Origin of the sequence: Roseateles albus (genome assembly GCF_028595345.1) — a bacterium.
Taxonomy (GTDB): Bacteria; Pseudomonadota; Gammaproteobacteria; order Burkholderiales; family Burkholderiaceae_C; genus Paucibacter_A; species Paucibacter_A albus.
In genome coordinates this window covers 490,461-515,800 of sequence record NZ_JAQQXT010000002.1, presented here as the reverse complement: position 1 = coordinate 515,800, position 25,340 = coordinate 490,461, and the positions used below count along the sequence as shown (strand labels likewise).

General features: G+C 61.6%; 22 protein-coding genes. 16 read left to right on the top strand and 6 right to left on the bottom strand.

Features of this window, described 5'->3' with window-relative positions; all coding sequences use genetic code 11:
* Positions 1-53 precede the first annotated feature (53 nt).
* From argG to PRZ03_RS05195, 3 genes are read left to right on the top strand one after another with little or no spacing between them, the layout of a single operon-like run.
* The gene (argG, locus tag PRZ03_RS05205) at positions 54-1,415 is read left to right on the top strand and encodes an argininosuccinate synthase (RefSeq protein WP_263532117.1); all 1,362 of its coding nucleotides are present in this window, start codon (positions 54-56) and stop codon (positions 1,413-1,415) included.
* Positions 1,416-1,438: 23 nt separating this feature from the next.
* Positions 1,439-1,954, top strand: a complete 516-nt coding sequence (locus PRZ03_RS05200) for a putative pterin-binding protein (protein WP_276595171.1) — start codon at positions 1,439-1,441, stop codon at positions 1,952-1,954.
* A gap of 18 nt (positions 1,955-1,972) precedes the next feature.
* A complete protein-coding gene (locus tag PRZ03_RS05195) occupies positions 1,973-4,279 on the top strand; it encodes an ATP-binding protein (RefSeq protein WP_273599311.1) in 2,307 nt (768 codons plus the stop codon).
* Here the strand turns inward: PRZ03_RS05195 and murB are convergent.
* Positions 4,276-5,304 (bottom strand): UDP-N-acetylmuramate dehydrogenase, encoded by a 1,029-nt coding sequence (gene murB, locus PRZ03_RS05190; protein WP_273599352.1) that lies wholly within the window; start codon positions 5,302-5,304, stop codon positions 4,276-4,278. The two genes, PRZ03_RS05195 and murB, sit on opposite strands and share 4 nt — an antisense overlap.
* A gap of 124 nt (positions 5,305-5,428) precedes the next feature.
* On the opposite strand from murB, the gene PRZ03_RS05185 reads away from it, so the two are divergent.
* The 4 genes from PRZ03_RS05185 to PRZ03_RS05170 all read left to right on the top strand — a co-directional run bounded on the left by PRZ03_RS05185 (position 5,429) and on the right by PRZ03_RS05170 (position 9,160).
* A complete protein-coding gene (locus PRZ03_RS05185) occupies positions 5,429-5,923 on the top strand; it encodes a YajQ family cyclic di-GMP-binding protein (protein ID WP_263556562.1) in 495 nt (164 codons plus the stop codon).
* Positions 5,924-5,929: 6 nt separating this feature from the next.
* A complete protein-coding gene (locus PRZ03_RS05180; RefSeq protein WP_273599310.1) occupies positions 5,930-6,592 on the top strand; it encodes a retropepsin-like aspartic protease family protein in 663 nt (220 codons plus the stop codon).
* Positions 6,593-6,835: 243 nt separating this feature from the next.
* Positions 6,836-8,020, top strand: coding sequence for an acyl-CoA dehydrogenase family protein (locus tag PRZ03_RS05175; protein WP_273599309.1), 1,185 nt, complete (start codon positions 6,836-6,838; stop codon positions 8,018-8,020).
* Between the two features lie 12 nt (positions 8,021-8,032).
* Complete coding sequence (locus PRZ03_RS05170; RefSeq protein ID WP_273599308.1) at positions 8,033-9,160, top strand: acyl-CoA dehydrogenase family protein; 1,128 nt, start codon at positions 8,033-8,035, stop codon at positions 9,158-9,160.
* 13 nt (positions 9,161-9,173) lie between these two features.
* Here PRZ03_RS05170 and PRZ03_RS05165 read toward each other — a convergent pair whose 3' ends face one another.
* Positions 9,174-10,169, bottom strand: a complete 996-nt coding sequence (locus PRZ03_RS05165; RefSeq protein ID WP_273599307.1) for an isoaspartyl peptidase/L-asparaginase family protein — start codon at positions 10,167-10,169, stop codon at positions 9,174-9,176.
* A 125-nt stretch (positions 10,170-10,294) separates the two neighbouring features.
* Here PRZ03_RS05165 and PRZ03_RS05160 point away from each other — a divergent pair, with 125 nt between their 5' ends.
* The 9 genes from PRZ03_RS05160 to PRZ03_RS05120 all read left to right on the top strand — a co-directional run bounded on the left by PRZ03_RS05160 (position 10,295) and on the right by PRZ03_RS05120 (position 22,237).
* Positions 10,295-11,053, top strand: a complete 759-nt coding sequence (locus tag PRZ03_RS05160) for a pseudouridine synthase (protein WP_263532301.1) — start codon at positions 10,295-10,297, stop codon at positions 11,051-11,053.
* 202 nt (positions 11,054-11,255) lie between these two features.
* Positions 11,256-13,163: a response regulator gene (locus tag PRZ03_RS05155; RefSeq protein ID WP_273599306.1), complete on the top strand. Its 1,908-nt coding sequence runs from the start codon at positions 11,256-11,258 to the stop codon at positions 13,161-13,163.
* A 26-nt stretch (positions 13,164-13,189) separates the two neighbouring features.
* Positions 13,190-14,257: a S41 family peptidase gene (locus tag PRZ03_RS05150; RefSeq protein WP_273599305.1), complete on the top strand. Its 1,068-nt coding sequence runs from the start codon at positions 13,190-13,192 to the stop codon at positions 14,255-14,257.
* Between the two features lie 112 nt (positions 14,258-14,369).
* Positions 14,370-15,392, top strand: coding sequence for a bifunctional riboflavin kinase/FAD synthetase (locus tag PRZ03_RS05145; RefSeq protein ID WP_273599304.1), 1,023 nt, complete (start codon positions 14,370-14,372; stop codon positions 15,390-15,392).
* 143 nt (positions 15,393-15,535) lie between these two features.
* A complete protein-coding gene (gene ileS, locus PRZ03_RS05140) occupies positions 15,536-18,373 on the top strand; it encodes an isoleucine--tRNA ligase (protein ID WP_273599303.1) in 2,838 nt (945 codons plus the stop codon).
* A gap of 3 nt (positions 18,374-18,376) precedes the next feature.
* On the top strand, positions 18,377-18,874 hold the full coding sequence (lspA, locus tag PRZ03_RS05135) for a signal peptidase II (protein WP_263532106.1): 498 nt from the start codon (positions 18,377-18,379) through the stop codon (positions 18,872-18,874).
* Positions 18,875-18,947: 73 nt separating this feature from the next.
* Positions 18,948-19,727, top strand: coding sequence for a DUF2189 domain-containing protein (locus tag PRZ03_RS05130; RefSeq protein ID WP_273599301.1), 780 nt, complete (start codon positions 18,948-18,950; stop codon positions 19,725-19,727).
* A 72-nt stretch (positions 19,728-19,799) separates the two neighbouring features.
* Entirely contained in the window at positions 19,800-21,311 is a 1,512-nt protein-coding gene (locus PRZ03_RS05125; protein ID WP_273599300.1) for an ATP-binding protein, read from the top strand.
* 38 nt (positions 21,312-21,349) lie between these two features.
* Positions 21,350-22,237 (top strand): DMT family transporter, encoded by an 888-nt coding sequence (locus tag PRZ03_RS05120; RefSeq protein ID WP_273599299.1) that lies wholly within the window; start codon positions 21,350-21,352, stop codon positions 22,235-22,237.
* 290 nt (positions 22,238-22,527) lie between these two features.
* On the opposite strand, the gene PRZ03_RS05115 is transcribed toward PRZ03_RS05120, so the two are convergent.
* Genes PRZ03_RS05115 through PRZ03_RS05100 form a run of 4 tightly spaced genes read right to left on the bottom strand, consistent with a single transcriptional unit; the run spans position 22,528 to position 25,335 of the window.
* Positions 22,528-22,815, bottom strand: a complete 288-nt coding sequence (locus PRZ03_RS05115; RefSeq protein WP_273599298.1) for a hypothetical protein — start codon at positions 22,813-22,815, stop codon at positions 22,528-22,530.
* The gene (locus PRZ03_RS05110) at positions 22,812-23,690 is read right to left on the bottom strand and encodes a pPIWI-associating nuclease domain-containing protein (RefSeq protein WP_273599297.1); all 879 of its coding nucleotides are present in this window, start codon (positions 23,688-23,690) and stop codon (positions 22,812-22,814) included. The genes PRZ03_RS05115 and PRZ03_RS05110 overlap by 4 nt, the downstream gene beginning before the upstream one ends.
* Before the next feature lie 17 nt (positions 23,691-23,707).
* Positions 23,708-24,172 carry a hypothetical protein gene (locus tag PRZ03_RS05105; RefSeq protein ID WP_273599296.1) on the bottom strand — a complete coding sequence of 155 codons (465 nt, stop codon included), beginning with the start codon at positions 24,170-24,172 and terminating at the stop codon, positions 23,708-23,710.
* 44 nt (positions 24,173-24,216) lie between these two features.
* Complete coding sequence (locus PRZ03_RS05100) at positions 24,217-25,335, bottom strand: HigA family addiction module antitoxin (protein WP_273599295.1); 1,119 nt, start codon at positions 25,333-25,335, stop codon at positions 24,217-24,219.
* Between the last annotated feature and the right edge of the window lie 5 nt (positions 25,336-25,340).

Sequence of the window (25,340 nt, the reverse complement as noted above, 5' to 3'; positions counted from 1 at the left end):
GTTGCGCCAAATCACCAGGCACCTTCCCCTTCGCTAGCTCCAAACTTCAGCCCATGTCCTCCACCATTCTTCAGAACATTCCCGTCGGCCAAAAGGTCGGTATTGCTTTCTCCGGCGGCCTGGACACCAGCGCTGCCCTGCACTGGATGCGCAACAAGGGCGCGATCCCCTATGCTTACACCGCCAATCTGGGCCAGCCGGACGAGCCCGATTACGAGGAGATTCCGCGCAAAGCGATGCAGTACGGCGCCGAGAAGGCAGTGCTGGTGGACTGCCGCGCGCAACTCGCCCACGAAGGCATTGCCGCCCTGCAAAGCGGCGCCTTCCACATCAGCACCGCCGGCATCACCTACTTCAACACCACCCCGCTGGGGCGCGCCGTTACGGGCACCATGCTGGTGGCCGCGATGCAGGCTGACGACGTCAATATCTGGGGCGACGGCAGCACGTTCAAGGGCAATGACATCGAGCGCTTCTACCGCTACGGCTTGCTGACCAACCCGGCGCTGAAGATCTACAAGCCCTGGCTGGATCAGCAGTTCATCGACGAGTTGGGCGGCCGCGCCGAGATGTCGGCCTTCATGACCGCAGCCGGCTTCGGCTACAAGATGTCGGCCGAAAAAGCCTACTCGACCGACTCGAATATGTTGGGCGCCACCCACGAAGCCAAGGACCTGGAGTTCTTGAGCAGCGGCATCAAGATCGTCAACCCCATCATGGGCGTTGCCTTCTGGCGCGATGACGTCGTCGTCAAGGCCGAGCAGGTGACGGTGCGCTTTGAAGAAGGCCAGCCGGTCGCGCTGAACGGCGTCGAGTTCAATGACCCGGTCGAGCTGCTGCTGGAAGCCAATCGCATCGGCGGGCGCCACGGCCTGGGCATGAGCGACCAGATCGAAAACCGCATCATCGAGGCCAAGAGCCGCGGCATCTATGAGGCCCCCGGCTTGGCCCTGCTGCACATTGCCTACGAGCGCCTGCTGACCGGCATCCACAACGAGGACACGATCGAGCAGTACCGCATGAACGGCATGAAGCTCGGCCGCTTGCTGTACCAGGGCCGCTGGTTCGACCCGCAGGCCATCATGCTGCGCGAGAGCGCGCAGCGCTGGGTGGCGCGCGCCATCACCGGCGAGGTTAGCATCGAGCTGCGCCGGGGCAATGATTACTCGCTGCTCGACACGCGCAGCGCCAACCTGACCTACAAGCCCGAGCGCCTGAGCATGGAAAAGGTCGAGGACGCGCCCTTCTCGCCGCTGGACCGGATCGGTCAGCTGACCATGCGCAATCTCGACATCGTCGACACGCGCGAAAAGCTGATGACCTATGCCAAGGTCGGCCTGCTCTCCCCGGCCACGGCCAATAGCTTGCCGCAGCTGCAGGGCAAGCCTGAGGACAAGCCGGCCAGCAAACCTTGATCCGGCAGCGCGCGCACCATGGCTTGCCCCGTCAGCTTGGCGGGGCGCTGGCCCGGTTCGCCTTGCTTGCGGTGTTTGCCGTGTTTGCGCTGTTCGCAACGGGGTCGGCTTGGTCCCAGGTGCGACCCAGCGGCAGCGTCGTGCTGACCATCAGCGGCGCGGGTGTGCCGCGCGAAGCGCAGTTTGACATGGCAATGTTGGCCGCCCTGCCCCAGCACAGCTTCACGACCCGCACGCCCTGGTACCCGTCTGCCCGCAAATTCACCGGGCCTTTGCTTCGGGATGTGCTGGGCGCAGCCGCAGCACAGGGCAAGGAGATAGAGGCGATCGCCATCAATGACTACAAGGTCAACATCCCGATCGAGGACGCGCAGCAGCGCAATTTGATCGTGGCGCGCCTGCTGGACGACAAGCCAATGTCGCTGCGCGACAAAGGCCCGCTCTTCATCATCTATCCCTTTGACAGCGACGAAAGCCTACGCAACAGCGTGTATTACAGCCGCGCGGCCTGGCAGCTAAAGGCATTGCGGGTCAAATAAGCCGGCCCCGAGCAAAGCATGAGCACAGCCAGCACCACCGCATCCACAGGAGCCAGCAGCAGCCAGAGGCGCCGCTTGCGCATGTATCTGGCCGGCATGTGCTGCTTGCTGGTGCTCACCTTTGGCGCGGTGGCTTGGCTGCAGACGCGGCAATTCAGCTTGATCAGTTCGGCGCAGCGCTACCAGGACGACTATGTGGTCTGGAGCTTGTTCCAGTTTGAAGTCGACTACCTCAAGCTGCACCAAGCGCTGGACCAAGCTCGGAGCGCGCAATTTGAGCGGCAATCGGCAGAGATCGCGACGGCGGCTGAGTTGGTGGAGCGCCGCTATGAAATTTTCGTCAGCCGTCTCGTGCTGGTTGAGGACGAGCACACCACCCGTTTGCTGCAGCGCGAGCCGGACTACGCGCTGACCCTGGCGAATATCCGCAACTTTGTGCAATGGGCGGACAAGCTGCCCTTGTCGGCCGAGCATCTCCTCAAGAACCCCGAAATTGGCGAGGCTGTTTTAGCCCAGATGAAGGGTCTGGCCGAAGGCATACACGGACTGTCACTGACCGCCTCGCATCAGGTTTCGCTGGATGCCACCGAGCGCAGCGATATGGTGCGCCACCAAGCGCGGCTTAGCCTGTGGCTGACGCTGCTGCAGTGCGCATTGACGCTGGGTTTGGTGGCCCTTGTCGTGCATCAGTTCACAAGCCTGCTACGCCATGCGCGCGAGCAAAAAGACCAGGCCGCCAAGCTGCTCCAAGCACAACATGCGGCGGAAGCCGGCAGCCGGGCCAAGAGCCTGTTCCTCGCCAATATGAGCCATGAGTTGCGCACGCCTATGCACGGTTTGCTGGGCATGCTTGATCTGCTCAAGGCCGCGCCCTTGAATCCCGTGCAACAAGCGCAGCTGAAAGCAGCGGACGACTCCAGCCATCATTTGCTGGCGGTGCTGAACGACATCCTGGACATCTCCAAGATGGAGGCCGGTGGCATCAGCATCACGCGGCAAGCGGTGAATTTGCGCAGCCTGCTGGGCGAAGTGGAGCAGTTGAGCCGCTCGCAGGCCAGCGCCGGCGGGCTGGCATTGGCCGTCAAGGCCGAGCCGGGTCTACCCGACTGGGTCAGCACCGACCCCACGCGCTTGCGCCAGATCTTGCTCAATTTGATCGGCAACGCGATCAAGTTCACACCCAGCGGTCAGGTCGTGCTGCACCTGTTGCGCCAGGACGGGGCAAGCAGCCCGGCGCAGTGGCAGTTTCAGATCCGCGACACCGGCATAGGCATGGATGCGGCCACGATGAAGAAGCTGTTTCAACGTTTCAGCCAGGGCGATGATTCAAGCTCAAGGCGCTATGGCGGCAGCGGTCTGGGCTTGGAAATTTCGCGCAATCTGGCGCGTGCCATGGGCGGCGACATCACTGCGCAGAGTCGACTGGGGCATGGTTCGACCTTTGTTTTGTCCTTGCCGCTGGACGAATGCCCGGCACCTGACCTGCCCGCCGCCGCCTCGCCCCAAGCGCTGAGCGGCAAGAGCTTGCGCATCCTGGTGTCGGAAGACCACCCAACCAATCAAGCCTATCTGAAGGCGGTGCTGGAGCGCCTCGGGCATCACGCCGTCTTCTGCGATAACGGGCTGGAAACCCTGCAGCGCTTGCAGCAAGAAGAAGGAGAAGGCTTCGATCTGGTGCTGATGGATTTGCACACGCCGCTGATGGACGGCTACCAAGCTAGCCAAGCGATACGCGCGCTGCCCGGCCCCAAAGCGGGCATCAAAATCATTGCCTTGTCTGCCGATGCCTTCGAGGAGTCGCGTGCTCGCGCGCTGAGTTGCGGCATGGACGACTTTGTGGCAAAGCCGGTCAGCTTCGAGGTGCTGGCCCGCCTTTTGGGTGGCCAAATCGGGCTGGCCGCTACAAGCACGGCAACCACAGCAGCCCCGGCGACGGCCCTGTGCTCAAGCCTTGAGTTCGAACCGGCCGCTTTGCAAGCCTTGCGCGACAACCTGCCCGAGACCGTAGTTGGCAAACTCTACGCGACCTATATCGCCAGTCTGGCCCAGACCCGCCAAGCGCTCAAGCAAGCCTGTGATCAGTGCGACCGCGACGCCTTGCAGGCGGCCGCTCACGCCGTCAAGGGTGCGGCCGCCAACCTCGGCCTGATCCTGGTTCAGGAGCCGGCCTTGGCCTTGGAAATACGGGCCAAACAAACAGAGGACCAAGGGCTCAGTACCGAGCAAGCTTGGGCCGACTTGCTGGCCCTCACGCAAACGCTATTGCAAGCGCTGCTGCGCAGTGAAGTGCTTTGTGCCGAACAAGGTCTGCTGACCCGACCCTAAAGCAAGAGCGGCTCGGTTTCCAGGCGTATGCCAAAGCGCCCATAGACGCTCTCTTGAATCGCGCGCGCCAAAGTGACGACTTCCGCGCCGCGCGCTTCGCCCCGGTTGATCAAGACCAACGCCTGACGCTCATAGACCGCCGCGCCACCCACGGCCTTGCCCTTCCAGCCGCAGGCATCGATCATCCAGCCGGCGGCCAGTTTGACGCTGCCGTCGGGCATGGGGTAATGAACGATGTGCGGGTCGCGGCCAATGATGTCGCGGCATTGCTCGGCGCTGACCAGCGGGTTCTTGAAAAAGCTGCCGGCATTGCCGATCACGGCCGGGTCGGGCAGCTTGGCGCGACGGATTTCGCAGATCCAGTCAAATATTTGGCGGGCCGTCGGTTGCGGCGTCCCGATTTCGGCCATCTTGCGCTCCAACTCCAGATAACCCAGCACCGGCTGCCAGGGCTTGGGGCAGCGCAGCCTCACATGGGTGATGACGCTCTTGCCGGCCAGCCCGCCAAACCCGCTTTGCTTGAAGACGCTGTCCCGGTAGCCAAACTTGCAAACCGAAGCCGGCAGCAGCGCGCTGCGCCCGGTGACCAAGTCGACCACGGCCACGCTATCCAGCCTGTCCTTGATCTCAAGGCCATAAGCGCCAATGTTTTGCACCGGCGCTGCACCCACCGTACCGGGGATCAGGGCCAGGTTCTCCAGGCCCGGATAACCCTCCTCAATCGTCCACTCAACCAGTTGATGCCAGGAGACACCCGCGCCTGCCTCGATAATCCAGGCGTCCGGCCTTTCTTCCAGCAGGCGAATGCCAGGTATTTCCATCTTCAACACCACCGCTTCGACGTCTTGGGTCAACACGATATTGCTGCCGCCGCCCAAGACAAACTTGGGTGCCCGGCCCAGCAGCGGATGATCTACAACTCGGCGCACGTCGGCCACCGAGCGAATGCGCACCAAGCGCTGCGCGGTCGCGGGCAGGCCGAAGCTGTTGTAGGGCTTCAGATTGACGGCCAACTCGATAGGCAAGGCAAGGCGCGCCGTTTCGAGTTGGGACTCATTCGGGGGATTTACAGCTTGATCCTGCATGGCAGAATTTTCCCAGATCAATCGGGCTATCCTTGGCCCATCAACCACTCAAGCGTAAATAAACATGCCAAGTTTTGACACCACCCTCGAACCCGATATGGCCAAGATCAAGAATGGCGTTGACACCAGTGCCAAAGAGATCGCCACTCGCTTCGACTTCAAGGGCACCAGCGCCGAAGTCGTCTTGAAGGAAAAAGAAAAGGAAATCCACGCCACCGGCGACAGTGATTTCCAACTCGAACAGATCGAGGCCGTGTTCTACGCCAAGCTGATCAAGCAAGGCGTGGTCATCAGCTTTCTGGACAAGCAGGAAAAGATCGAGAAGCTCGGCGGCGACAAGGTGCGCCGGGTCTACAAGATCAAAAACGGCATCGAGTCGGTGCTGGCCAAGAAGATCGTCGCGGCCGTCAAAGACGCCAAACTCAAGGTGCAAGCCTCGATCCAGGGCGACACCGTGCGCATCACCGGCAAAAACCGCGATGACCTGCAAGTCGGCATCGCCTTGCTGAAAAAAGAATTCGCGGACGTGCCGCTGAGCTACGACAACTTCCGGGACTGAAAGCCGATGAAGCTGGCCGCTTTGTTGAGCTTGGCCTGCGCCTGCGGCTTGATGGCCGCGTCAGCCCATGGCCAAACAGCCGGCACGGTCAGCTTCAATGGCAGTTTAGGCAACAAGGCTGCGCTGCTCTTGATCGACGGCGAAGCCCGCACTGTGACGGTGGGCAGCACGGTGCGCGGCGTGCGCCTGGTCTCGGTGGATGAAAGCCGGGCCGAGGTCGAGGTTGGCGGGCGCCGCCAGTCGCTGCTGATGGGAGCGACGCCGGGGCGCATCGGTGACGCCGGCCCCGCCGCCAACGCGGGTCGAAAAATTATTCTGAGCGCCGGCTCCGGCGGGCACTTCACCAGCATCGGCAGCATCAACGGCCAAAGCACCCAGTTCTTGGTGGATACCGGTGCCACCGCCATTTCGATCAGCCAGGCCGAGGCCGAGCGCATCGGCCTGAACTATTCGGCCGGGCGGCGCATCATGACGCAGACCGCCAATGGCGTGGTGCCGGCGCACATGATGCAGCTGGGCAGCGTGCGCATCGGCGATGTCGAAGTGCGTAACGTCGAAGCCATCGTCATTCCGGGCCAGATGAGCCATGTCTTGCTGGGTAATAGCTTTTTGACCCGATTTCAAATGCTCAGGCATAACGATGTGCTGACGCTGGATTTGCGCTACTGAAACTGGTTCGGGCAGGTCCCGTCTTGGCGCCTTCAGGGTCGCCAGCAGACCTTGGCCGTGAAGCAGCTGACGCAAAGCTCACAGAGCACCAGCAGGACGGGCCTGGCGCGCCAGGCATCCTCGCGGACATACATCCCTGCCGCCCCTGCAGCAACTTGTCGCAGCCGAGACAAAAAGAAATAGCACGTTCGTGCTAAAACCCGGTCGGTTTAGGAATGTTCAGAACAAGGCGGGCAAAACAGCATGGACTTGAACTTCACGGCGGAAGAAATGGCCTTCCGCGCCGACATTCGGCAATGGGTGGCCAAACACTTGCCGGCGGACATCAGCGCAAAAGTGCATCAGGCGCAGCGCCTGGACAAGAGCGATATGCAGCGCTGGGCCAAGATTTTGGGCCGACAGGGCTGGCTGGGCTGGGCCTGGCCCAAGCAGTTTGGCGGCCCCGGCTGGAACGCCGTGCAGCGACATCTGTTCGAGGAAGAATGCGCGCTAGCCGGCGCGCCCCGCATCGTGCCTTTTGGCCCGGTGATGGTGGCACCCGTCATCATGGCTTTCGGCACGCCCGAGCAACAGCAGCGTTTCTTGCCCGGCATTGCCAGCGGCGATGTCTGGTGGAGCCAAGGCTATAGCGAACCGGGCTCAGGCTCGGATCTGGCCTCGGTCAAATGCAAGGCCGAACGCCAAGCCAGCGGCAGCTTTCTCGTCAACGGCCAAAAGACCTGGACCACGCTGGGCCAATATGGCGACTGGATCTTCTGCCTGGTGCGCACCGACTCCATGGGCAAGCCGCAGACAGGCATCTCCTTCTTGCTGATCGACATGAAGTCCAAAGGCATCACCGTGCGCCCCATCATCATGCTGGACGGCGAACATGAGGTGAACGAGGTGTTTTTCGACAATGTCGAGGTGCCGGCCGAGAACCTGATCGGCGAGGAGAACAAGGGCTGGACTTACGCCAAATATCTGCTCGCCCATGAGCGCACCAATATCGCCGATGTGAACCGCGCCAAGCGTGAGCTGGAACGCCTCAAACGCATCGCCAAGGCCGAGGGTTTGTTGGACGGCGACGCGCGCTTTCGCGATCAAATCGCACTGCTGGAAGTTGACATCATTGCCCTAGAGATGATGGTGCTGCGGGTGCTGTCTGCCGAGAAAAGTGGCAAGCAGTCGCTTGACGTGGCGGGTCTGCTGAAGATCCGCGGCAGCGAGATCCAGCAGCGCTATGCCGAGCTGATGATGCTGGCGGGCGGCCCCTTCAGCCTGCCCTTCATCTTTGAAGCGATGGAGGCGGGCTGGCAAGGCGACCACGTCGGTGCAGCGCATTGCGCGCCGCTGGCCAGCCACTATCTCAATATGCGCAAGACCACCATCTATGGGGGCTCGAACGAAGTGCAACGCAATATCGTCGCGCAGACGGTCTTAGGCTGAAAGGGACGAAAAATGGACTTTGACTTCACCGAAGACCAAGACTCGCTGCGCGACGCGGTCAGCCGCTGGGTCAGCAAAGACTACGACTTTGCCCAGCGCCAAGCCATTGTGCGGGCCGGCGGCTTCTCGCGCGCAGCCTGGAGCGGTTTGAGCAGCCTGGGGCTGATGGGCTTGGCGGTGCCCGAAGCCCATGGAGGACTCGGGCTTGGCGCTGTGGACGCGATGGTGGTGATGGAAGAGCTCGGGCGCGGCTTGGTGATGGAGCCATTTGCGCAGGCGGCATTGATCGCGCCGGCGGTGCTCCAAGCCGCACCGCCGGCCCTGCAGGCCGCTTGGCTGCCCAGAATCGCCGCCGGCGAGGCCTTGATCGTGTTGGCTCAGCAAGAGCGGGCTGCACGTTATTGTTTGAGCCATGTCAGCACCCGCGCCGTGGACGGCAAGCTCAGCGGTGTCAAAAACCTGGTGGCGGCGGTTGATGAGGCCGATGCCTTCATCGTGCCGGCGCGCGTACAAGGCGAGGTCAATGAAGCCCAGGGCATTGCGCTCTACCTGGTCAAGCGCGGCGCAGCCGGTGTCAGCACCCGCAGCTACAGCCTGCAAGACGGCTCACGTTCTGGTGATCTCAGCCTCATCGAGGCTGACGCCACCCTGCTGGTCGGCCCCGAGCAGGGTCTGGCCGTGCTGGAGTTGGCCGTCGACTTGGGGCTAGCCGCGCTTTGCGCCGAAGGCGTCGGAGCGATGGAAAAGCTGCTGGCCATCACCGCCGACTATATGAACCAGCGCAAGCAATTTGGGGTCTCAATCAGCAGCTTCCAGGCGCTGCGCCACCGCATCGCCGACGTCAAGATGCAGCTGGAGTTGGCCCGCTCAATGAGCTACTTTGCCAGCCTGAAGCTGGGCGAGGAGCCCGCTGCCCGAAGGCGTGCGCTGGCACAAGCCAAGCTGCAGCTGGGGCAGTCGATGCGTTTTGTGGGCCAGCAATGTACGCAGTTGCACGGCGGCATCGGCGTCACCGACGATTACATCTCCAGCCACTATTTCAAGCGTCTGACCGTGATGGAGATGCAGTTCGGCGACAGCCTGCATCAACTCAGTGAGGTCAGCGCTCGCATGACGGATGCGGCCGGGGTGTTTGCCTGAGCCGCCGGTCTTTTCAGGGCGCCAGCCCATCGTCGGCATAAATCGCCAGCACCGGCTGCTCCCCTAGCTTGGCATAGCCCCGGTACATGCCTTCGGAGTTGAAGCTGAAGCAGACATCGCCGTTCGCGGCCACCGCGATCAAGCCGCCGCTGCCGCCCAGGCGCGGCAGCTTGGTTTTGACCACATTGTCGGCCGCCTGCTGCACAGGCAGGCCCAGATAAGCCATCTGCGCCGACACATCAAAAGCCGCACAAGCCCGCATAAAGGCCTCGCCTGTTCCGGTGCAAGACACGGCCACCGTGGCGTCATTGGCGTAACAGCCCGCGCCGATGATGGGCGAGTCGCCGACCCGCCCGGGCTGTTTGTTGGTCATACCGCCGGTCGAGGTCGCGGCAGCCAGATGGCCGGCGGCATCCAGCGCCACCGCGCCGACGGTGCCGAGCTTGCGCCTGTCATCAATTGGCCCCGAACTCGGCGCATCCACATCATGGTCCAGTCGGGCGCCGCCGAGCGAAGCTTGCGCTGCACCGAGTTGCGCCCACCGCAACTCGGTGCCAAACCAAATCGGCTCGACCTGCTCCAGCTGATGACGGGCTGCAAACGCATCACCCGCACTGCCCACAAACATCAGGTGCTCGCTGTGCTGCATCACCGCACGCGCCGCCAGCACCGGGTTGCGGGTTGTGCGCAGGCCCGCCACCGCGCCGGCTTGCAAATTGCTGCCGTCCATCACGCTGGCATCCAACTCATGCGTTCCATCCGCGGTGTAAACCGCGCCACGCCCCGCATTGAAAAGCTCGCACTCCTCCAACTGCCGCACCGCTTCCACAACCACATCCAAAGCCGCAGCACCGGCGGCCAGCTGGGCCTGACCGGCCAGCAAGATGCGCTCCATCGCAGCCAGGTACTCGCTCTCCATCGCCGCCGTCATCTTGCTGCGCAGCAAGGTGCCGGCGCCGCCGTGGATTGCCAAGACGGGCTTGCCCTGAGGGCGGGAGATCGAATTCATATCGCGTCCGTTTCATTTTTATGACCGCAAGACCGGGCCAGCCTGGGGCGCATTCTTGCAGAGCAAGTCCTGCGCCAGTGGCTTGAATACCGAGCCCGGCCTTGAGGGACAATGCCCACATGAAGATGCATATCGCCCAAATCCTGTTTTCCCAAGGCTTCGGCAGCCGCCGCCTGTGCTCCGGACTGCTGTTCAACGGCGAGGTCAGCGTCGGTGGTCACGTCATTGCCGACCCCTGGGAAGAGTTCGAAACCGAAGGCCTGGAGTTCGAGGTCTCGGGCAAGACCTGGCCCTATTACGCCAAAGCCTTGGTGCTGCTGAACAAGCCCAGCGGCTATGAATGCTCGCGCAAACCCAAGCACCACCCGAGCGTGATGAATTTGCTGCCCGCGCCTTTGCGGGAACGCGATGCGCAGCCCATTGGCCGCCTCGACGAAGACACCACCGGCCTGCTGCTGCTCACCGACGACGGCGCGCTGATCCACAAGCTGACCAGCCCCAAGCACCATGTTCCCAAGGTTTACGAGGCGCAGTGCAAGCACCCCGTAACGCCTGAAATGGTGGCACAGTTGCTGGCCGGCGTGGAGTTGCGCGAGCCTGAGTCCAGCAAGCCACCAGGAACCCCAGGCGGCAAACCCGTCCGCACCGTGCCCTACAAACCCGAGCAAGTGCGCGCCGAGGGGGCCGAGGCCTTTGGCACGCACGGCCTGCGTTTGACCCTGATCGAAGGCAAATACCACCAGGTCAAGCGTATGGTGGCAGCCGTCGGCAACCGGGTTGAAAGCCTGCATCGCCCGCAGTTCGGCGCCCTCACGCTGCCGCCCGACTTGAAGCCGGGTGAGTGGATGTGGATCAGCAGCCCCAGCCTGATCACGCCAACATAACAAGTTGATGACACGGCATAGCCGATCGGTGTTTGCCCTAAAAATGCGGCCTGGGTGCAACACCTAGCTAAGGCTTCAGGGTAGACCCGGTTCATCTTGTAACAAAGTGTCTGTAGAACCTCGGACTTAGCACGGCGGTATAAATACCAATGTCAAAGAGCTGCCACAAAAGTGCAGCCGAGTTGTCGAGGGAAACAGATTTATGACTGCAGCATCTGCGCTGGGACAGGTGAGCGCCAAGGCGCCCCACCTGCCATCGCCAAGCCCTGTGAGGCCTGTTGAGTTGACGCGCCCGGACATTTCCGAACAGGTCTTGTCGGAGCGCTTCGCCTCGTTGAGCGAACGCATCACCACCCCCACCTTGATGGGGCTGGCGTTCAGCTTGATGCCGGTGCTGCTGTTTTGGCCTTACCTGCCGCATGCGGTCTTGCTGGCTTGGTTCGGTCTGAGGCTGCTGCTCAGCGGCCTGCGCTGTGCGGATGTCCTGCGCTTTCGGCGTTATTGGCAAAGTTGCCCTAGCACCCCAAGCTCCGCCGAGCTGGCGCCGTGGCGACGTCGCTTCACGGCAACCCTGGCCTTGGACTCCCTCAGCTGGGGCCTGGCCGGTTGGTTCTTTCACGCCGAAGCAGCGCCTGAACTGGAGGGCGTCATTCTGGCCTCGCTGGTAGCCATGGCCGGCATTGCCTTGCTCAATTTAGGGGGCCGCTGGCGCGCCAATCTCGTCTTCAGCAGCCTCGCCCTGGCCCCGCTTATCGCGCATCACCTGAGCCTGGGCAGCCAGTTGGGCGCCTTCACGGCGCTGGGCTTGATGGCCTTCATCGCCATCGGTTTGAATGAATCCCGCCGCGCCGACAAACGCAGCACCGAGTTGCTGCGCATGCGCTTGCTCACCGACCGACTGGCGCAAGAGCGCAAAGAGGCACTGCAATCGGCCGAGCAGTCCAGCACCAGCAAAAGCCGCTTCGTGGCCAATATGAGCCACGAAATTCGCACCCCGCTGAACGGCATTCTGGGCATGACGCAGTTGCTGGAACGCTCGGGCCTGGATGCGCAGCAACGCGAGCAGGTCGACATCATGCGCCGCTCGGGCCATCACCTCTTGGCGTTGGTGAATGACATCCTGGACCTCGCCCGCATCGAGTCCGGCAAGCTCGCCGTGGACGCGGGCCCGGTCAATGTTCGCGAGACGGTCGATGATGTTTGCCGCCTGCTGGGCGAAACCGCGCGCGACAAGGGCCTGGACTTCAAACTGCACCTGAGCCCTACCCTGCCCCATTTCGCCTTGGGTGACGCCTCGCGCATCAAGCAGGTGCTGCACAACTTGATCGGCAATGCGATCAAGTTCACCGACCGCGGTGGCGTTTCGATCGAGGTCGGCACGACCTTGGACATGCGTGCAGGCACCTTGCTGCGCTTTGCCGTGCGCGACACCGGCGAAGGCATTGCCGCCGACCAAATGGAGCGCGTATTTGCGCCCTTCGAGCAAGCCGAACAGGCCGAGGCTGCCCTGGGCCAAGCGCGCAAGCCGCGCCGCCAAGACGGCACCGGTCTGGGCCTGACGATTTCACGCGAGTTGGCGCGTGCCATGGGTGGCGACCTGCGTTGCAGCTCGGTACCTGGCCAAGGCTCCTTGTTTGAATTCACGCTGCCGCTGCAAGCCTGTGTGAGCGAAATCCCGCCGCTGAACAGCGCGCGCGGTGTCGTGCACCCCGCGCCAAAGCTGTCCGGCCGCGTGCTGCTGGTCGACGACAGCATGGTCAATGTGCTGGTCGCCACCGCCATGTTGGAAAGCTGTGGCCTGCAGGTCGAGCAAGCCGAAGACGGCCTGCAAGCCTTGGAGCGACTCGAAGCCGCCGCCTACGACCTCGTCCTGATGGACTGCCAAATGCCCAAGATGGATGGCTTCGAGGCCACACGTCGCTGGCGCGCCCATGAACGCCAGCTGTCGCTCGGCCATGTACCCATCGTCGCCTTGACGGCGAGTGCCGTGAACGGCGACCGCGATCGTTGCATCTCCGCCGGCATGGACGACTATCTGGTCAAGCCCTTCGAGATGGACGACTTGGTGGCCGTCGTGCAGCGGCATATTCAGGTGGCGGAGCTGGTCTGAATCGACCGAAGCCGACCCCATTGCGCATGGCCGGCGAAGCCGACAACCCTGCCGATCAAAAGTCTGGTCGCACCCTGTGGCTGCTGTTCAGCGTTTCGCTGATCAGCGCATTCATCATCGGCTGCGTACTGCTGCTAGTCCGCCAATACCGAGGTGACGGCGCGAGTGCGGTGATCGAAAAGCCGACGGAGATCATCGCCGAGGCCATCACGCTGATGCGAGCCAAGGCACTCAAAGGTGAGCGCTCGGATTGGCCGGAAATTCAAAGCATTGCCAATCAGATCGCCCACAACAATGGCGGAGAGCGTGAAGGCGACCTGGATACAGCCTTGCGCTACCTGGTGTCAAAGCTAGAGGACGGCCACTCCTCCTATCTGTCGCGAGCAGAAGTCCAGGCCTTGCTTGCGCCCGCAACTGCCGCCCCGGGCAAACCGGCGTCGATTGCTGATGCAGCGACCGTTCAGCGCTACGCCATGATTGCAACACATGGCTTCAGCGGCCTTGACCCTGCAACAGAGCTGGCCGCTGCCCAATACTTGAGGGCATTGCTGAATGAAAGCGTGGGCCGCAGCAATTGCGGCTTGTTGATGGACCTCAGAGCGAATTCAGGCGGCAATATGTACCCGATGCTGAGCGGTCTGCTGCCCCTGCTGCCTGAAGGCTTGATGCTGAGCTTCAAGTCGGGAAAAGGCGTTTCAAGCCTGGTCTCCCGCCGAGGCGGTGAGATCTGGGTGGAAGGCGAAAGAATCACCGCAGCGCTTGAGAGCGCCCCTTCGGCACCTGTCTTGCCGATTCATATCGCTGTATTGACCGGGCCGCAAACCGGCAGTTCGGGGGAAATGGTGGCGCTGGCCTTCAAAGGCCGCGCCAAAACCCGCTTCTTCGGTCTGCCTACGGCCGGCGTCACCAGCGCCAACCAGCCTTTTCCACTCAGGCATGGCGGCATATTCAATTTAGCGACCTCGATGACCCTGGACCGAAGCGGCAAGCCGCACCCAGGTCCGATTCAACCGGATGAGCTGATCGAAGCCGCAGCCGCTCAAAAGAGCGCCGAGCAAGCAGCTGCGGCTTGGCTCGACAAAAGCTGCAAGTGAACGCTGCACAATCGATCAGCGGTTTGGCTGCACAGCGCTTGAGGCCTAGGAGCGGCCACACTCAGCCCAGTACTTCGCTTCCGGTCTATTCGCCCGACGGATAATCCGCGCCATGCATGTTTATCGCGGCTTCAACCACCCCGGCATCGCGCCCGCTTGCGCGCTGACCATAGGCAATTTCGACGGCGTCCACCGCGGGCATCAAGCCATGTTGGCCCTGCTCAAATCGGAGGCGCAGCACCGCGGCCTGCCCTCATGCGTGATGAGCTTCGAGCCGCATCCGCGCGACTTCTTTGCCGCCAAGCTGGGCCAACCTCATCTGGCGCCGGCGCGAATCGCCTCCTTGCGCGACAAGCTCAGCGAGCTGGAGCGCTGCGGCATTGATCAAGTGGTGGTGTTGCGCTTTGACGAACGCCTGGCCAGCTTGAGCGCACAAGATTTCATTCAACAGGTGTTGCTGCAAGGGCTGGGCGCCAAATACATCCTGGTCGGCGACGATTTCCGCTTCGGCACCAAGCGCCAGGGCGACTATGCGACCTTGGATGCGGCAGGTCGCGCCAAAGGCTTTGATGTCGCGCGAATGATGAGTTATGAGGTGCACGGTCTGCGCGTCAGCAGCTCGGCCGTGCGGGAGGCACTGAGCAGCGGCGATATGCCGGCGGCGGCCCGGCTCTTGGGTCGCCCTTACTCGATCTCCGGCCATGTGGTGCATGGCAAAAAGCTGGGCCGCAGCCTGGGGGAATCGACCAAGGGCGCGGCCGACGGTTTTCGCACGCTGAATCTGCGCTTTACCCATGACAAGCCCGCCGCCCAGGGCATCTTTGCGGTGCGCGTGCAGGGCTTGGCCGCGCGTGCCCTGGACGGGGTCGCTTCGCTTGGCGTGCGCCCTACCATTGAAGACGCCGGCCGCGTGCTGCTGGAAGTGCATTGCCTGGACTGGCCGGCTCAGCTAGGCGCCAACGGGGCCTACGGTAAACTCGTGCGTGTGGAACTACTGCATAAACTTCGCGACGAGGCCCGCTACGACGGGCTGCCCGCCTTGACGGCCGCCATCCAGCAGGATGTATCGGACGCCCGCGCCTTTTTGGCCACCCATGCTTTGACGCTGCGCCAGACCACCCGCGACCGAATTTGACGCTGCTGCTGCGGCCTTTTGAATCTCGCGCCGCTCGCCTCTAGATTCGCACCAAACGCTGTCTCGCACATGCGCCCTTCCTCCCTAGCTGCGGTTTCATGCATCAAGCGTGAAGACAGCCCCAAAGTTTGAGTTCTGCCATCATGACCACCGACAAAAAAGACTACCGCGCCACGCTGAACCTGCCGGACACCCCTTTCCCGATGCGGGGCGATCTGCCCAAGCGCGAGCCGGGCTGGGTCAAGGCCTGGGAAGAGCAAGGCACTTACCAGCGCTTGCGAGAAGCCCGCGCCGGTGCACCCAAATTCGTCTTGCATGATGGGCCGCCCTACGCCAACGGCCAGATCCATATCGGCCACGCCGCCAACAAAATCCTGAAGGACATGATCGTCAAGGCGCGTCAGCTGGAAGGCTATGACGCCGCCTACATCCCCGGCTGGGACTGCCACGGCCTGCCGATCGAAAACCAGATCGAAAAGACCTTCGGTCGCGGTCTGCAGCGCGACGAGGTGCAGGCCAAGAGCCGCGCCTATGCCGGCGAGCAAATCGACGCGCAGCGCCAGGACTTCAAGCGCCTGGGCGTATTGGGCGATTGGAGCAATCCTTACCGAACCATGGACTTCAAGAATGAGGCCGGCGAAATCCGTGTACTCAAACGCTTGTTCGAACGCGGCTTTGTGTATCGTGGTTTGAAACCGGTTTACTGGTGTTTTGACTGCGGCTCCTCCTTGGCCGAGTTCGAGATCGAGTACCAAGACAAGCAAAGCCCGGCGGTGGACGTCGCCTTCCTGAGCGCCGAGCCGGCCAAGTTGGCCGCAGCATTCGGCTTGAGCAAGCTGGACAAGGAAGCCTTCACCGTCATCTGGACCACCACGCCCTGGACCATCCCTGCCAATCAAGCGCTGAATCTGAACCCGGATCTGATCTACGCGCTGGTCGACACGCCGCGCGGTCTCTTCATGATCGCCGAGGCGCTGGTCGAGAAGTGTCTGAGCCGCTGGCAGCTCGAAGGCAGTGTGCTGGCCACCACGGTCGGCAAGAATCTGGCCGGCCTGAACTTCAAGCATCCTTTGGCCCATGTGGACGCCGGCTATGACCGCCTGAGCCCTGTCTACTTGGCCGATTACGCCACCGCCGATGACGGCACCGGCGTCGTCCACTCGGCGCCCGCCTACGGCCTGGATGACTTTCAGTCCTGCGTGGCGCACGGCATGGCCTTCAAGGACATCATCAACCCGGTGCAGGGAAATGGTGCTTACGAGACCGAGTTGCCGCTGTTTGGCGGCATGCACATCTGGAAGGCCAACCCGGTCATCGCCCAAGCGCTGGAAGACGCCGGCCGCCTGCTCTCGCACGTCAAGATCACCCACAGCTACCCGCATTGCTGGCGCCACAAGACGCCGGTGATCTACCGCGCGGCGGCGCAGTGGTTTGTGCGCATGGACGAGGGCGAGGGTCTGTTCGCGACCGAGCACCCCGAAAAATCGCTGCGCCAAACCGCGCTGGAAGCGATTGACGCGACTAGTTTCTACCCCGAGAACGGCCGTGCGCGGCTGCGCGACATGATCGCCGGCCGGCCCGACTGGTGCATCTCGCGCCAGCGTTCCTGGGGCGTGCCACTGCCGATCTTTTTGCACAAAGACAGCGGCCTGGCGCACCCGAACACGCTGGACTTCATCGAGCGCGCCGCCGTCATCGTCGAGGCCGGTGGCGTCGAGGCCTGGGCCAAGCTGGACCCGGCCGAGTGGCTGGGCGCCGAAGCCGAGCAGTACAGCAAGGGCAGCGACATTCTGGACGTCTGGTTCGACTCCGGCTCGACCTTCCAGCATGTCTTGAAGGGCAGCCATTTGGGTGCAGCTCACGCCGAAGGCCCCGAGGCCGACCTCTACTTGGAAGGCCATGACCAGCATCGAGGCTGGTTCCACTCCTCGCTCTTGATCGCCTGCGCGCTCTACGGCCGCGCGCCCTACAAGGGCTTGCTGACCCACGGCTTTGTGGTGGACGGCCAGGGTCGAAAGATGAGCAAGTCGGTCGGCAATGTGGTGGCACCGCAGACCGTCAGCGACAAGATGGGCGCGGAGATCATCCGCCTCTGGTGCGCATCCACCGACTATTCGGGTGACTTAGGCTTGGACGAAAAAATCCTCGCCCGCGTCGTCGACGCCTACCGCCGCATCCGCAACACCCTGCGCTTCTTGCTCGCCAACACCAGCGACTTCGACGCGGCCAAGGATGCCGTGCCGCTGGATCAGTTGCTGGAAGTAGATCGTTACGCGATGGCCCGGGCGGCCGAGTTGCAGGGCGAAATCCTGGCGCATTTCCAGCGCTATGAGTTCCACCCGGTGGTGGCCAAGCTGCAAGTCTATTGCTCGGAAGACCTCGGCGGTTTCTACCTCGATGTGTTGAAGGACAGGCTCTACACGACCGCGCCCGGCAGCCTGGCACGGCGCTCGGCGCAGACCGTGCTCTGGCACTTGAGCCACGCGATGCTGCGCTGGATGGCGCCCTTCTTGAGCTTCACGGCCGAGGAGGCTTGGGGCGTTTTTGAAGGCGGCCACGAGGGCAAGAGCATCTTTGTCGAGACTTACTGGAAGTTCGAGGCTGTCGATGCCGAGCTGCTGGCCAAGTGGAGTCGCATCCGCGAAATCCGCGAAGCGGTCAACCGCAGCATCGAAGATGTGCGCAAGGCCGGTGATGTCGGATCCTCGCTGCAGGCCGATGTGCTGGTGGGTGCGCCGGCGGCCGATCTGGCCCTGCTGCAGACCTTGGGCGACGATTTGAAGTTTGTCTTGATCACTTCGGCGGCTACCCTGACCGAAGCAGCCGAGTTGACGGTAACGGTCACGCCGTCGACGCAGCTGAAGTGCGAGCGCTGCTGGCATTACCGCGCCGATGTGGGCACAAACGCCGAGCATCCAACGATTTGCGGCCGTTGCGACAGCAATCTGCACGGCAGCGGCGAAACCCGCCTGGTGGCCTGAACCATGGCGAGCAAAGGCAAAAGCAGCGGCGGCAACAAGCTCGGGCTGTGGCTGGGCCTGGCCCTGATCGTGATCCTGCTGGACCAGTTCACCAAGGTCTTGATCCTGGGGAATTTCCAGTTAGGAGATAGCCGCTTCGTCACCAGCTTCTTCAATGTCGTGCGGGTCCACAACACCGGCGCGGCCTTCAGCTTTCTGGCCGGCGCCGGGGGCTGGCAGCGCTGGTTCTTTGTCGGCTTGGGCGCGGTCGCCACGATCTTCATCACCGTGATGCTGCGCCGCCACGGCCAACAGACGCTGTTCGCAACAGCGCTGAGCCTGATTCTGGGCGGCGCCATCGGCAATGTGATCGACCGCCTGCTGCACGGCTATGTGGTCGACTTCATCCAGGTGCACGCGGGCGGCTGGTACTTCCCGTCCTTCAATATCGCAGACAGCGCCATCACAGTCGGCGCGGTGCTGCTGATCTGGGATGAGATCCGGCGCGTGCGGCGCGGCTGAAACTTGAATTAGTTCGCCGCTCTGCTGGAAAGCCCGGTGGCGCGCCGGGCCAGCTGTGCACTACGCTGCGCGGATGATGCCCAACACGCCAGCAGAACCAGCGCCACTCGACAACTCCTTCAACATCCCACTGCGGAATTTGCGGCTGCGCGACCCCTTGTGCTGGCTGGCTGCGGGCTTGCGGGACTTTCGCCGCGCCCCCGCCATCGGCCTGTTCTACGGCCTGTGCTTCATGCTGATGGGTTGGGCGATTCTGGGCGTGTTTCAGCATGCGCCGATTTACACCTTGGCCCTGTCCGCGGGCTTCTTGTTGATGGGACCCTTCATGTGCCTGGGCCTCTACCAAGTCAGCGCGCGACTGGAGAGGGGCGAGAAGCCGACCTTGCTCGACTCGCTGACCGCATGGCGGCGGCGCCTGTCGCAGATCGCCATCTTTGGCGGTGTGCTCTTGATTCTGGAGATGATCTGGGGGCGCGCAGCACTGATTGTTTTTGCTGTTAGCTTTGACGGCATGCCCGATTTTGCCGGCTCGATCACCAAGCTTTTGGACCCCGACAACCTCAGCTTCATCGTCGCTTACTTGGCGGTTGGTGGCCTGTTCGCGGGTTTGATTTTTTCCATCAGCGTGATTGCAATGCCCATGCTTTTGGCCCGCCAGGCCGACGCGGTGACGGCCGGCCTGACGAGTTTGCGCCTGGTGCTTGCGCAGCCGGGCGTGATGCTGTTCTGGGGCTTTTTGATCACCAGCATCGTGGTGCTGGCACTTCTGCCTTGGTTTGCCGGGCTCCTGATCGCCGGGCCGGTGCTGGGACATGCAAGTTGGCACGCTTACCGCGCGGCTGTGATCGATTGAGCACTACTTGGGCGCGGGTCAGGACACAATGTGAGCCCCGCTCCTCCTCTTGTCCGGTCCCCTCTGAATCCCATGCTCGACTTTTCTTGTTTGACGCATTACGACTGGCTCGACGTGCCCATGTGGGTCTTCGACGCCGAGCGCCAGCGCAATCTTTGGGCCAATGCGGCCGCTCTGCGTTTTTGGCAGGCAGGCTCGGCCGAGAAATTTCTCTCCAGTGATTTTTCGGACACCAGCGTAGCCGTGCGTGAGCGTCTGGCCGTCACCGCGGCCGACCATGCGCAGGGCAAGATCGTGCGCGAGCAATGGACGCTCTACCCCAAGGGACAGCCGACCACCGTGATGCTGGTTTCGCGCGGCATCCTGACGCCGGATCGCCGCCAGGTGATGCTGTTCGCAGCCGACTCGCTGGCCAGCGGCGTTGACCTGAGTGCGCTGCGAGGCATCGAAGCGCTGCAACACACCTCTGTTCGCATTGCGGTGTTCAGCCTCAAGGACGGCAGTTGCTTGATGCGCAATCCGGCCGCAGCGCTGGCCTTCGCAAAGCCCGCGCTCGCCAAGCCTGCGCTGCAAAATGAATTGAACGCCGTCTTCGCCCATGCCGATGATGCCGCTCATGTGATCGCACAGGTACGCGCGGGTCAGAGCGTCAAGGCGGATTTCGAGCTACGCACGAGTGCCGGCCTATGCTGGCATGGCATCAACGCCAGCCCGATGCGCGACCCCGCCACTGGCGAGCCGGTCCTGCTCTTGAATGCCCGCGATATCGCCGACTTGAAAGCCAGCCAGGCGGCACTCGAGACCGCACGCGAAGCCGCTGAAGCGGCCAGTCAGGCCAAGAGCAGCTTCCTGGCCAATATGAGCCACGAAATTCGTACCCCGATGAATGGCGTACTCGGACTGACCGAGTTGGTGCTTTTGACAGAATTGACAGACAAGCAGCGCAAGTTCATCGAGTTGGCCCACAACTCGGCCAAGGGCTTGATGGTCATCATCAACGACTTGCTTGACGTGGCCAAGATCGAGGCCGGCCGGGTGCAAATAGATCAGGCGCCCTTCTCCCTGCACGACTGCTTGCGTGAGGCCCTGCACCCCTTGCTGCTGCAGGCGCATGAAAAAGGCATACAGCTGCACGCCCGCGTCCAACCTGGCGTGCCTCAACGCGCCTTGGGTGACGCGCTCAGGCTGCGCCAGGTGCTGGTCAATCTGGTCGGCAATGCACTCAAGTTCACCGAAAAAGGTGAGGTTCGGCTGGAAGTGCAGATCGTAGAGTTCGAACCCAGCGAGGCAGCAGGCCATCAAGCGCCGCCGGGCGAACTCAGGCTTCGCTTCAGCGTGCACGACACCGGCATCGGCATGACCAAGGACCAAATCGCGCAGATCTTTGAGCCCTTCACCCAAGCGGACGGCAGCATCACACGTCGCTATGGCGGGACTGGCTTGGGCCTGACCATCGTGCAGCGCCTAGTCAACCTGATGGGCGGGCGCATCCTGGTGGAGAGCCAGCCCGGCACCGGCTCTTGCTTCAGCTTTGAAGTCGCTTTGCAGTTGGAACCCAAGCCGGCCTCTCCGGCGGGCTCCTGAGGCGCACGGCTTTGCGCCTCAGCGCCCGCTTGGCATTGATGCTGACACTGCCCCCCTTGATGTGGGCAGGCAACGCGGTCGTTGGCCGCTTGATGGTGGGGAGCGTGCCACCCTTGGCTTTGAACGCCATGCGCTGGGCCTTGGCCGCCCTGCTCTTGCTGCCGCTGGCTTGGCGGATTCTGGCAAGGCCCGCACCGCTCTTGCAGCATTGGCGCTATCTGGCACTGACCGGCTTTCTCGGCATGGGTTGCTACAACGCCTTGCAGTACCAGGCCCTGCGCAGTTCTACCCCACTCAACGTCACCCTGATTGCCGCCAGCATGCCGGTCTGGATGCTGGCCGTGGGTGCGGTGCTGTTTGGCGTTAGGCCGAAGCGGCCGCAATTGATCGGCGCGGTCTTGTCGCTCGCCGGCGTGGCCTGTGTGATTGCGCGCGGCCAATTCGCCACCTTGGCGGCGGTGCAATTCGTCAGCGGCGATTTGCTGATGCTGTTGGCGGTTTTCAGCTGGGCCATTTACAGCTGGCTGCTGGCGCGCCCGCCGGCAACGATGCAAGGAGCCGCCAAACCCGACTGGAATTGGGCCGAGCTCTTGCTGGCGCAAGTTCTCTTTGGTCTTTTGTTTGCGGGCAGCATGGCGGGGCTGGAGCAACTCAACACGCCGGCGCCGATTCACTGGGGGCCAAGCCTAGCCTTTGCGCTGGCCTTTGTGGCGATAGGCCCATCCCTGATTGCCTACCGTTGCTGGGCTCAGGGCGTCGCCGAAGCCGGGCCGGCCGTGGCGGCATTTTTCAACAACCTAACGCCAGTGTTCGCCGGGCTGCTGTCGGCAGCGCTGTTGGGCGAATGGCCACATTGGTACCACGGCCTCGCCTTTGCCCTGATCGTGAGTGGAATCTGGGTGTCGGCGAAGGGCCAACAAGGTTGAATTAGGTGCAACGCCCATAGCCCATGAAACTCCCGAAGTTTTTCGCGGGCTGAAATGAGAAAAGGCCCGCTAGAAACTAGCGGGCCTTACTCAATTTCATCTTGGCGGAGTCGGAGAGATTCGAATTCATATCCCTCATAAGCCATTGATTCCTATAGGAATTTAGGAATTTCTGCTCGTACTGTACGCCAATGTGTACGCCATTCAGGCGGTGCAAAACCCGTGACAGGCTGGACAATATCACTGTTCAAAGAACCGAGGCAAGTCAACCAGCTATTTCAAGCAGAGTCTCAAAGCTGGGCAAGAATGGTCTGAAAGGCCTTGTCGCCACGCTTGTAGCCTGACCGAGGGCCAGCGAAAACCTGGGACTGAACGCTTGCGCCGAACATTTCATCGACGTGGAACATTTTCCAGCCTACATGTTCCCCTGACTCACTACCGCCGGCCACCTGGTAGGCTCTTAACGCCATGTGACCCTTCGTGTCCCGGCCCAAGGTGTGAGGTTCAACGACGCGACGCAAGCCGTCATAGGAGAAGGACAAGAGATTACGATTTTGGATTGCTATGGCTATGCTCATCTCGCGCCTTCCGGCTCTGGCTCTTCATCGCAGTAGCTGTCCCACCAGGAACTGGTGTCGACGCACAGTGAATTCTGGACGACCTCAAGCTGTTCTGGTTCAGCCACTCGACTGAAGAATTGGCAAGTCAATGGGTAAGAGTCTTGAATCACCGCCCCCTCATCCCGGCGCACATCGCTATTGGAGCCCCATTGAAGCTGCACGCCTACGGAGCCATGGGCAGTGAAGTGAATCTTCTCGTGGTCAAGCAATGTGATTTCCACCTCGTAGACATCGACATCCTCAATGCAATGATGCGTCGCGAGTTCGTCAAGGGATTGGATGGTGTCGCCGATAGCTTCGCTCACCACATCATCGTGAATGCGTTCCTCGACTCTGCTGCATAGGAGTCGGCGCGCCTCATCTGCGCAGTCAAGAAATGATTCAAGCGCTTCGCATGCATCCAGCACCTGCTTTTCGACTTCTTCGGGGGCACTCCCAAAGGAGTCTTCGTTGACATGAGTGAATTTATTTAGTCGGTCAATACACTTTAGGAGGCCTTTTCGCTCGGCAGCGATGTCTATTCCAAGTTCGTCGGTGACGTACTCCGGGTCCAAGCCACCGTGGATTACAAATGCCACCTTTTGGCTGCGGGTGACTTTGCCCTTTGCCAATGGGTCAGGCTCGAACCACATGCAGGCGGACACGCTCCTTTCGGGAGCCAAGCCAACAAGAATATGCCGAAACAGTTCTCGAAAAGAAGCCGAGAAATTATTCAGCCGCAGTGGGTTTGAATCCTCTCTCGCACTTTGCAACGAGGCTGCGAGTAGCATCCGTTGAAACTCGTTGGCCAGCCTAGGTTTGAGCTTCTCTAAAACATTGAGCGAAGATTGCACTTAAATTTTCTCCTAGGTCAGGCTGCCTTCTTACCCTGAAACGGCAGTTGCAATTCTTCAATGTCTAAGGTGAAGTCGAGCGGCACCTGGATTGGCCTTTGGGCTGGGTCCTTGGCGTTATAGACGTCCACATCGGTCTTTAGCTGAAAACAGTCGCCAACGATTTGCTGGCGCCGTTGGGAGAACGAGCGCACAAAGTGGTCGCGCGGCGCTCGCTCATCGTCCATATCGGCCCAGAGCGACATGGATTTGTCGCCCTTTTTGGAGCGGACCGCATGCATAGCGCGATATCGCTGCCCCTTCGCATCAGTCCGATAGTCCTCGCGGAATTGCTGGGCGATGTCTGTAGCAATAGCATCCACCACCGTGCGAATGCTTGGCTTATGGAGTCCATTTCGGTATGCCCACTCAGCCACGGCATGAGGGTCAAGCAGACCATCGCCGCCTACTTCTACTTGATAGCGCTCGATGTAGGATTTCACCTGATTCGCGTAAGCTGACATAACGACTCCCAACCAATAGTTGATTACTCGGAAAACGAACCCCAACCATCGACATCAGCCGCTGGCAACACAAACGCCCGCACTTTCACTTGATGCTTGCGCAAGAAGTCATGACGACCCAGCCTACGCTGGAGCTGCCCGACGACCAAACCGGGGTGCACATTGATGCGTTGCGCAAAGCGCAGTACCTTTTCTTCTGAAAAGTAAGGCTGTACTCGGGCTATGAAATTTTCGAACTCAAGTGCCGGCACGCAAAAATCCGCACCGGCCGCATTCGCTTTTCGCTCGCACTCGGGTAACTCTTCCTTTGCGTCACCGACATCCATGTCTATGACTGCCTGGTTCTCCGCCCTTCCGTCCTCCTGCAACACATGCTCCAACTCATGGCGCAGAACGAACCAAAAGTTGTCAATGCGGTCGAAACGTAGAGTCATTCCAATGACGGGCTTGTCTCCGTCGAGCCAAAAACAGGCACCGTCCATCTTCGAGCCAGCCATTGGCTCGACAAACACGACCCGCACGCCAGCCTCAGCCAAGATACGCGGCACATTGCGAACTTCCTCTGGCGCCAAGATGAGTGACTTAAGCCTATCCAGTGCATCCAGAAGCTTGGCCTTGGAGTAAGCAGGAAGAACCTGTTGAGTCGCCATTGCTCTAACCCGGAAGAGCCAGGCCAGCTGCAACGGCGTGACCTGCGCCATTGCGTGGGTCTTCTTAGCGTTGTGGCAAAGCTCGGGCTCTGCATCCATGCTGGACACACCGAAAAACTCGCAAAAGCGCTGCTCCACAACATCGATGTTTTCGCTCGCACGCACCCAACCACGGCGCAGCATCTCGCGAACGGGAAATTTGCCGTAGAGGCGCGCCTTACGCGAAACGTTGTCATTGGAGACCTTGACCTTGGAGAGCTGGTACTGGCTCTCCAAGTTCATCCAATAGTCGGGCGACGTACCAAACGCTTCAGCGAGACCCTTGGCGGTCTCAGGGGTAATTGCGCGTTTTCCGGCAATGAGCTCGCTAATGAGACGCGGCGGACGGTCAAGAATATCCGCCAACTCCTTCTGGCTCCAGTCCCGCGCTTCCAACTCCTCCCGCAGGAACTCCCCAGGCGGGAATACTTCAGCAGGCACGCGTGCGTTCATGATTT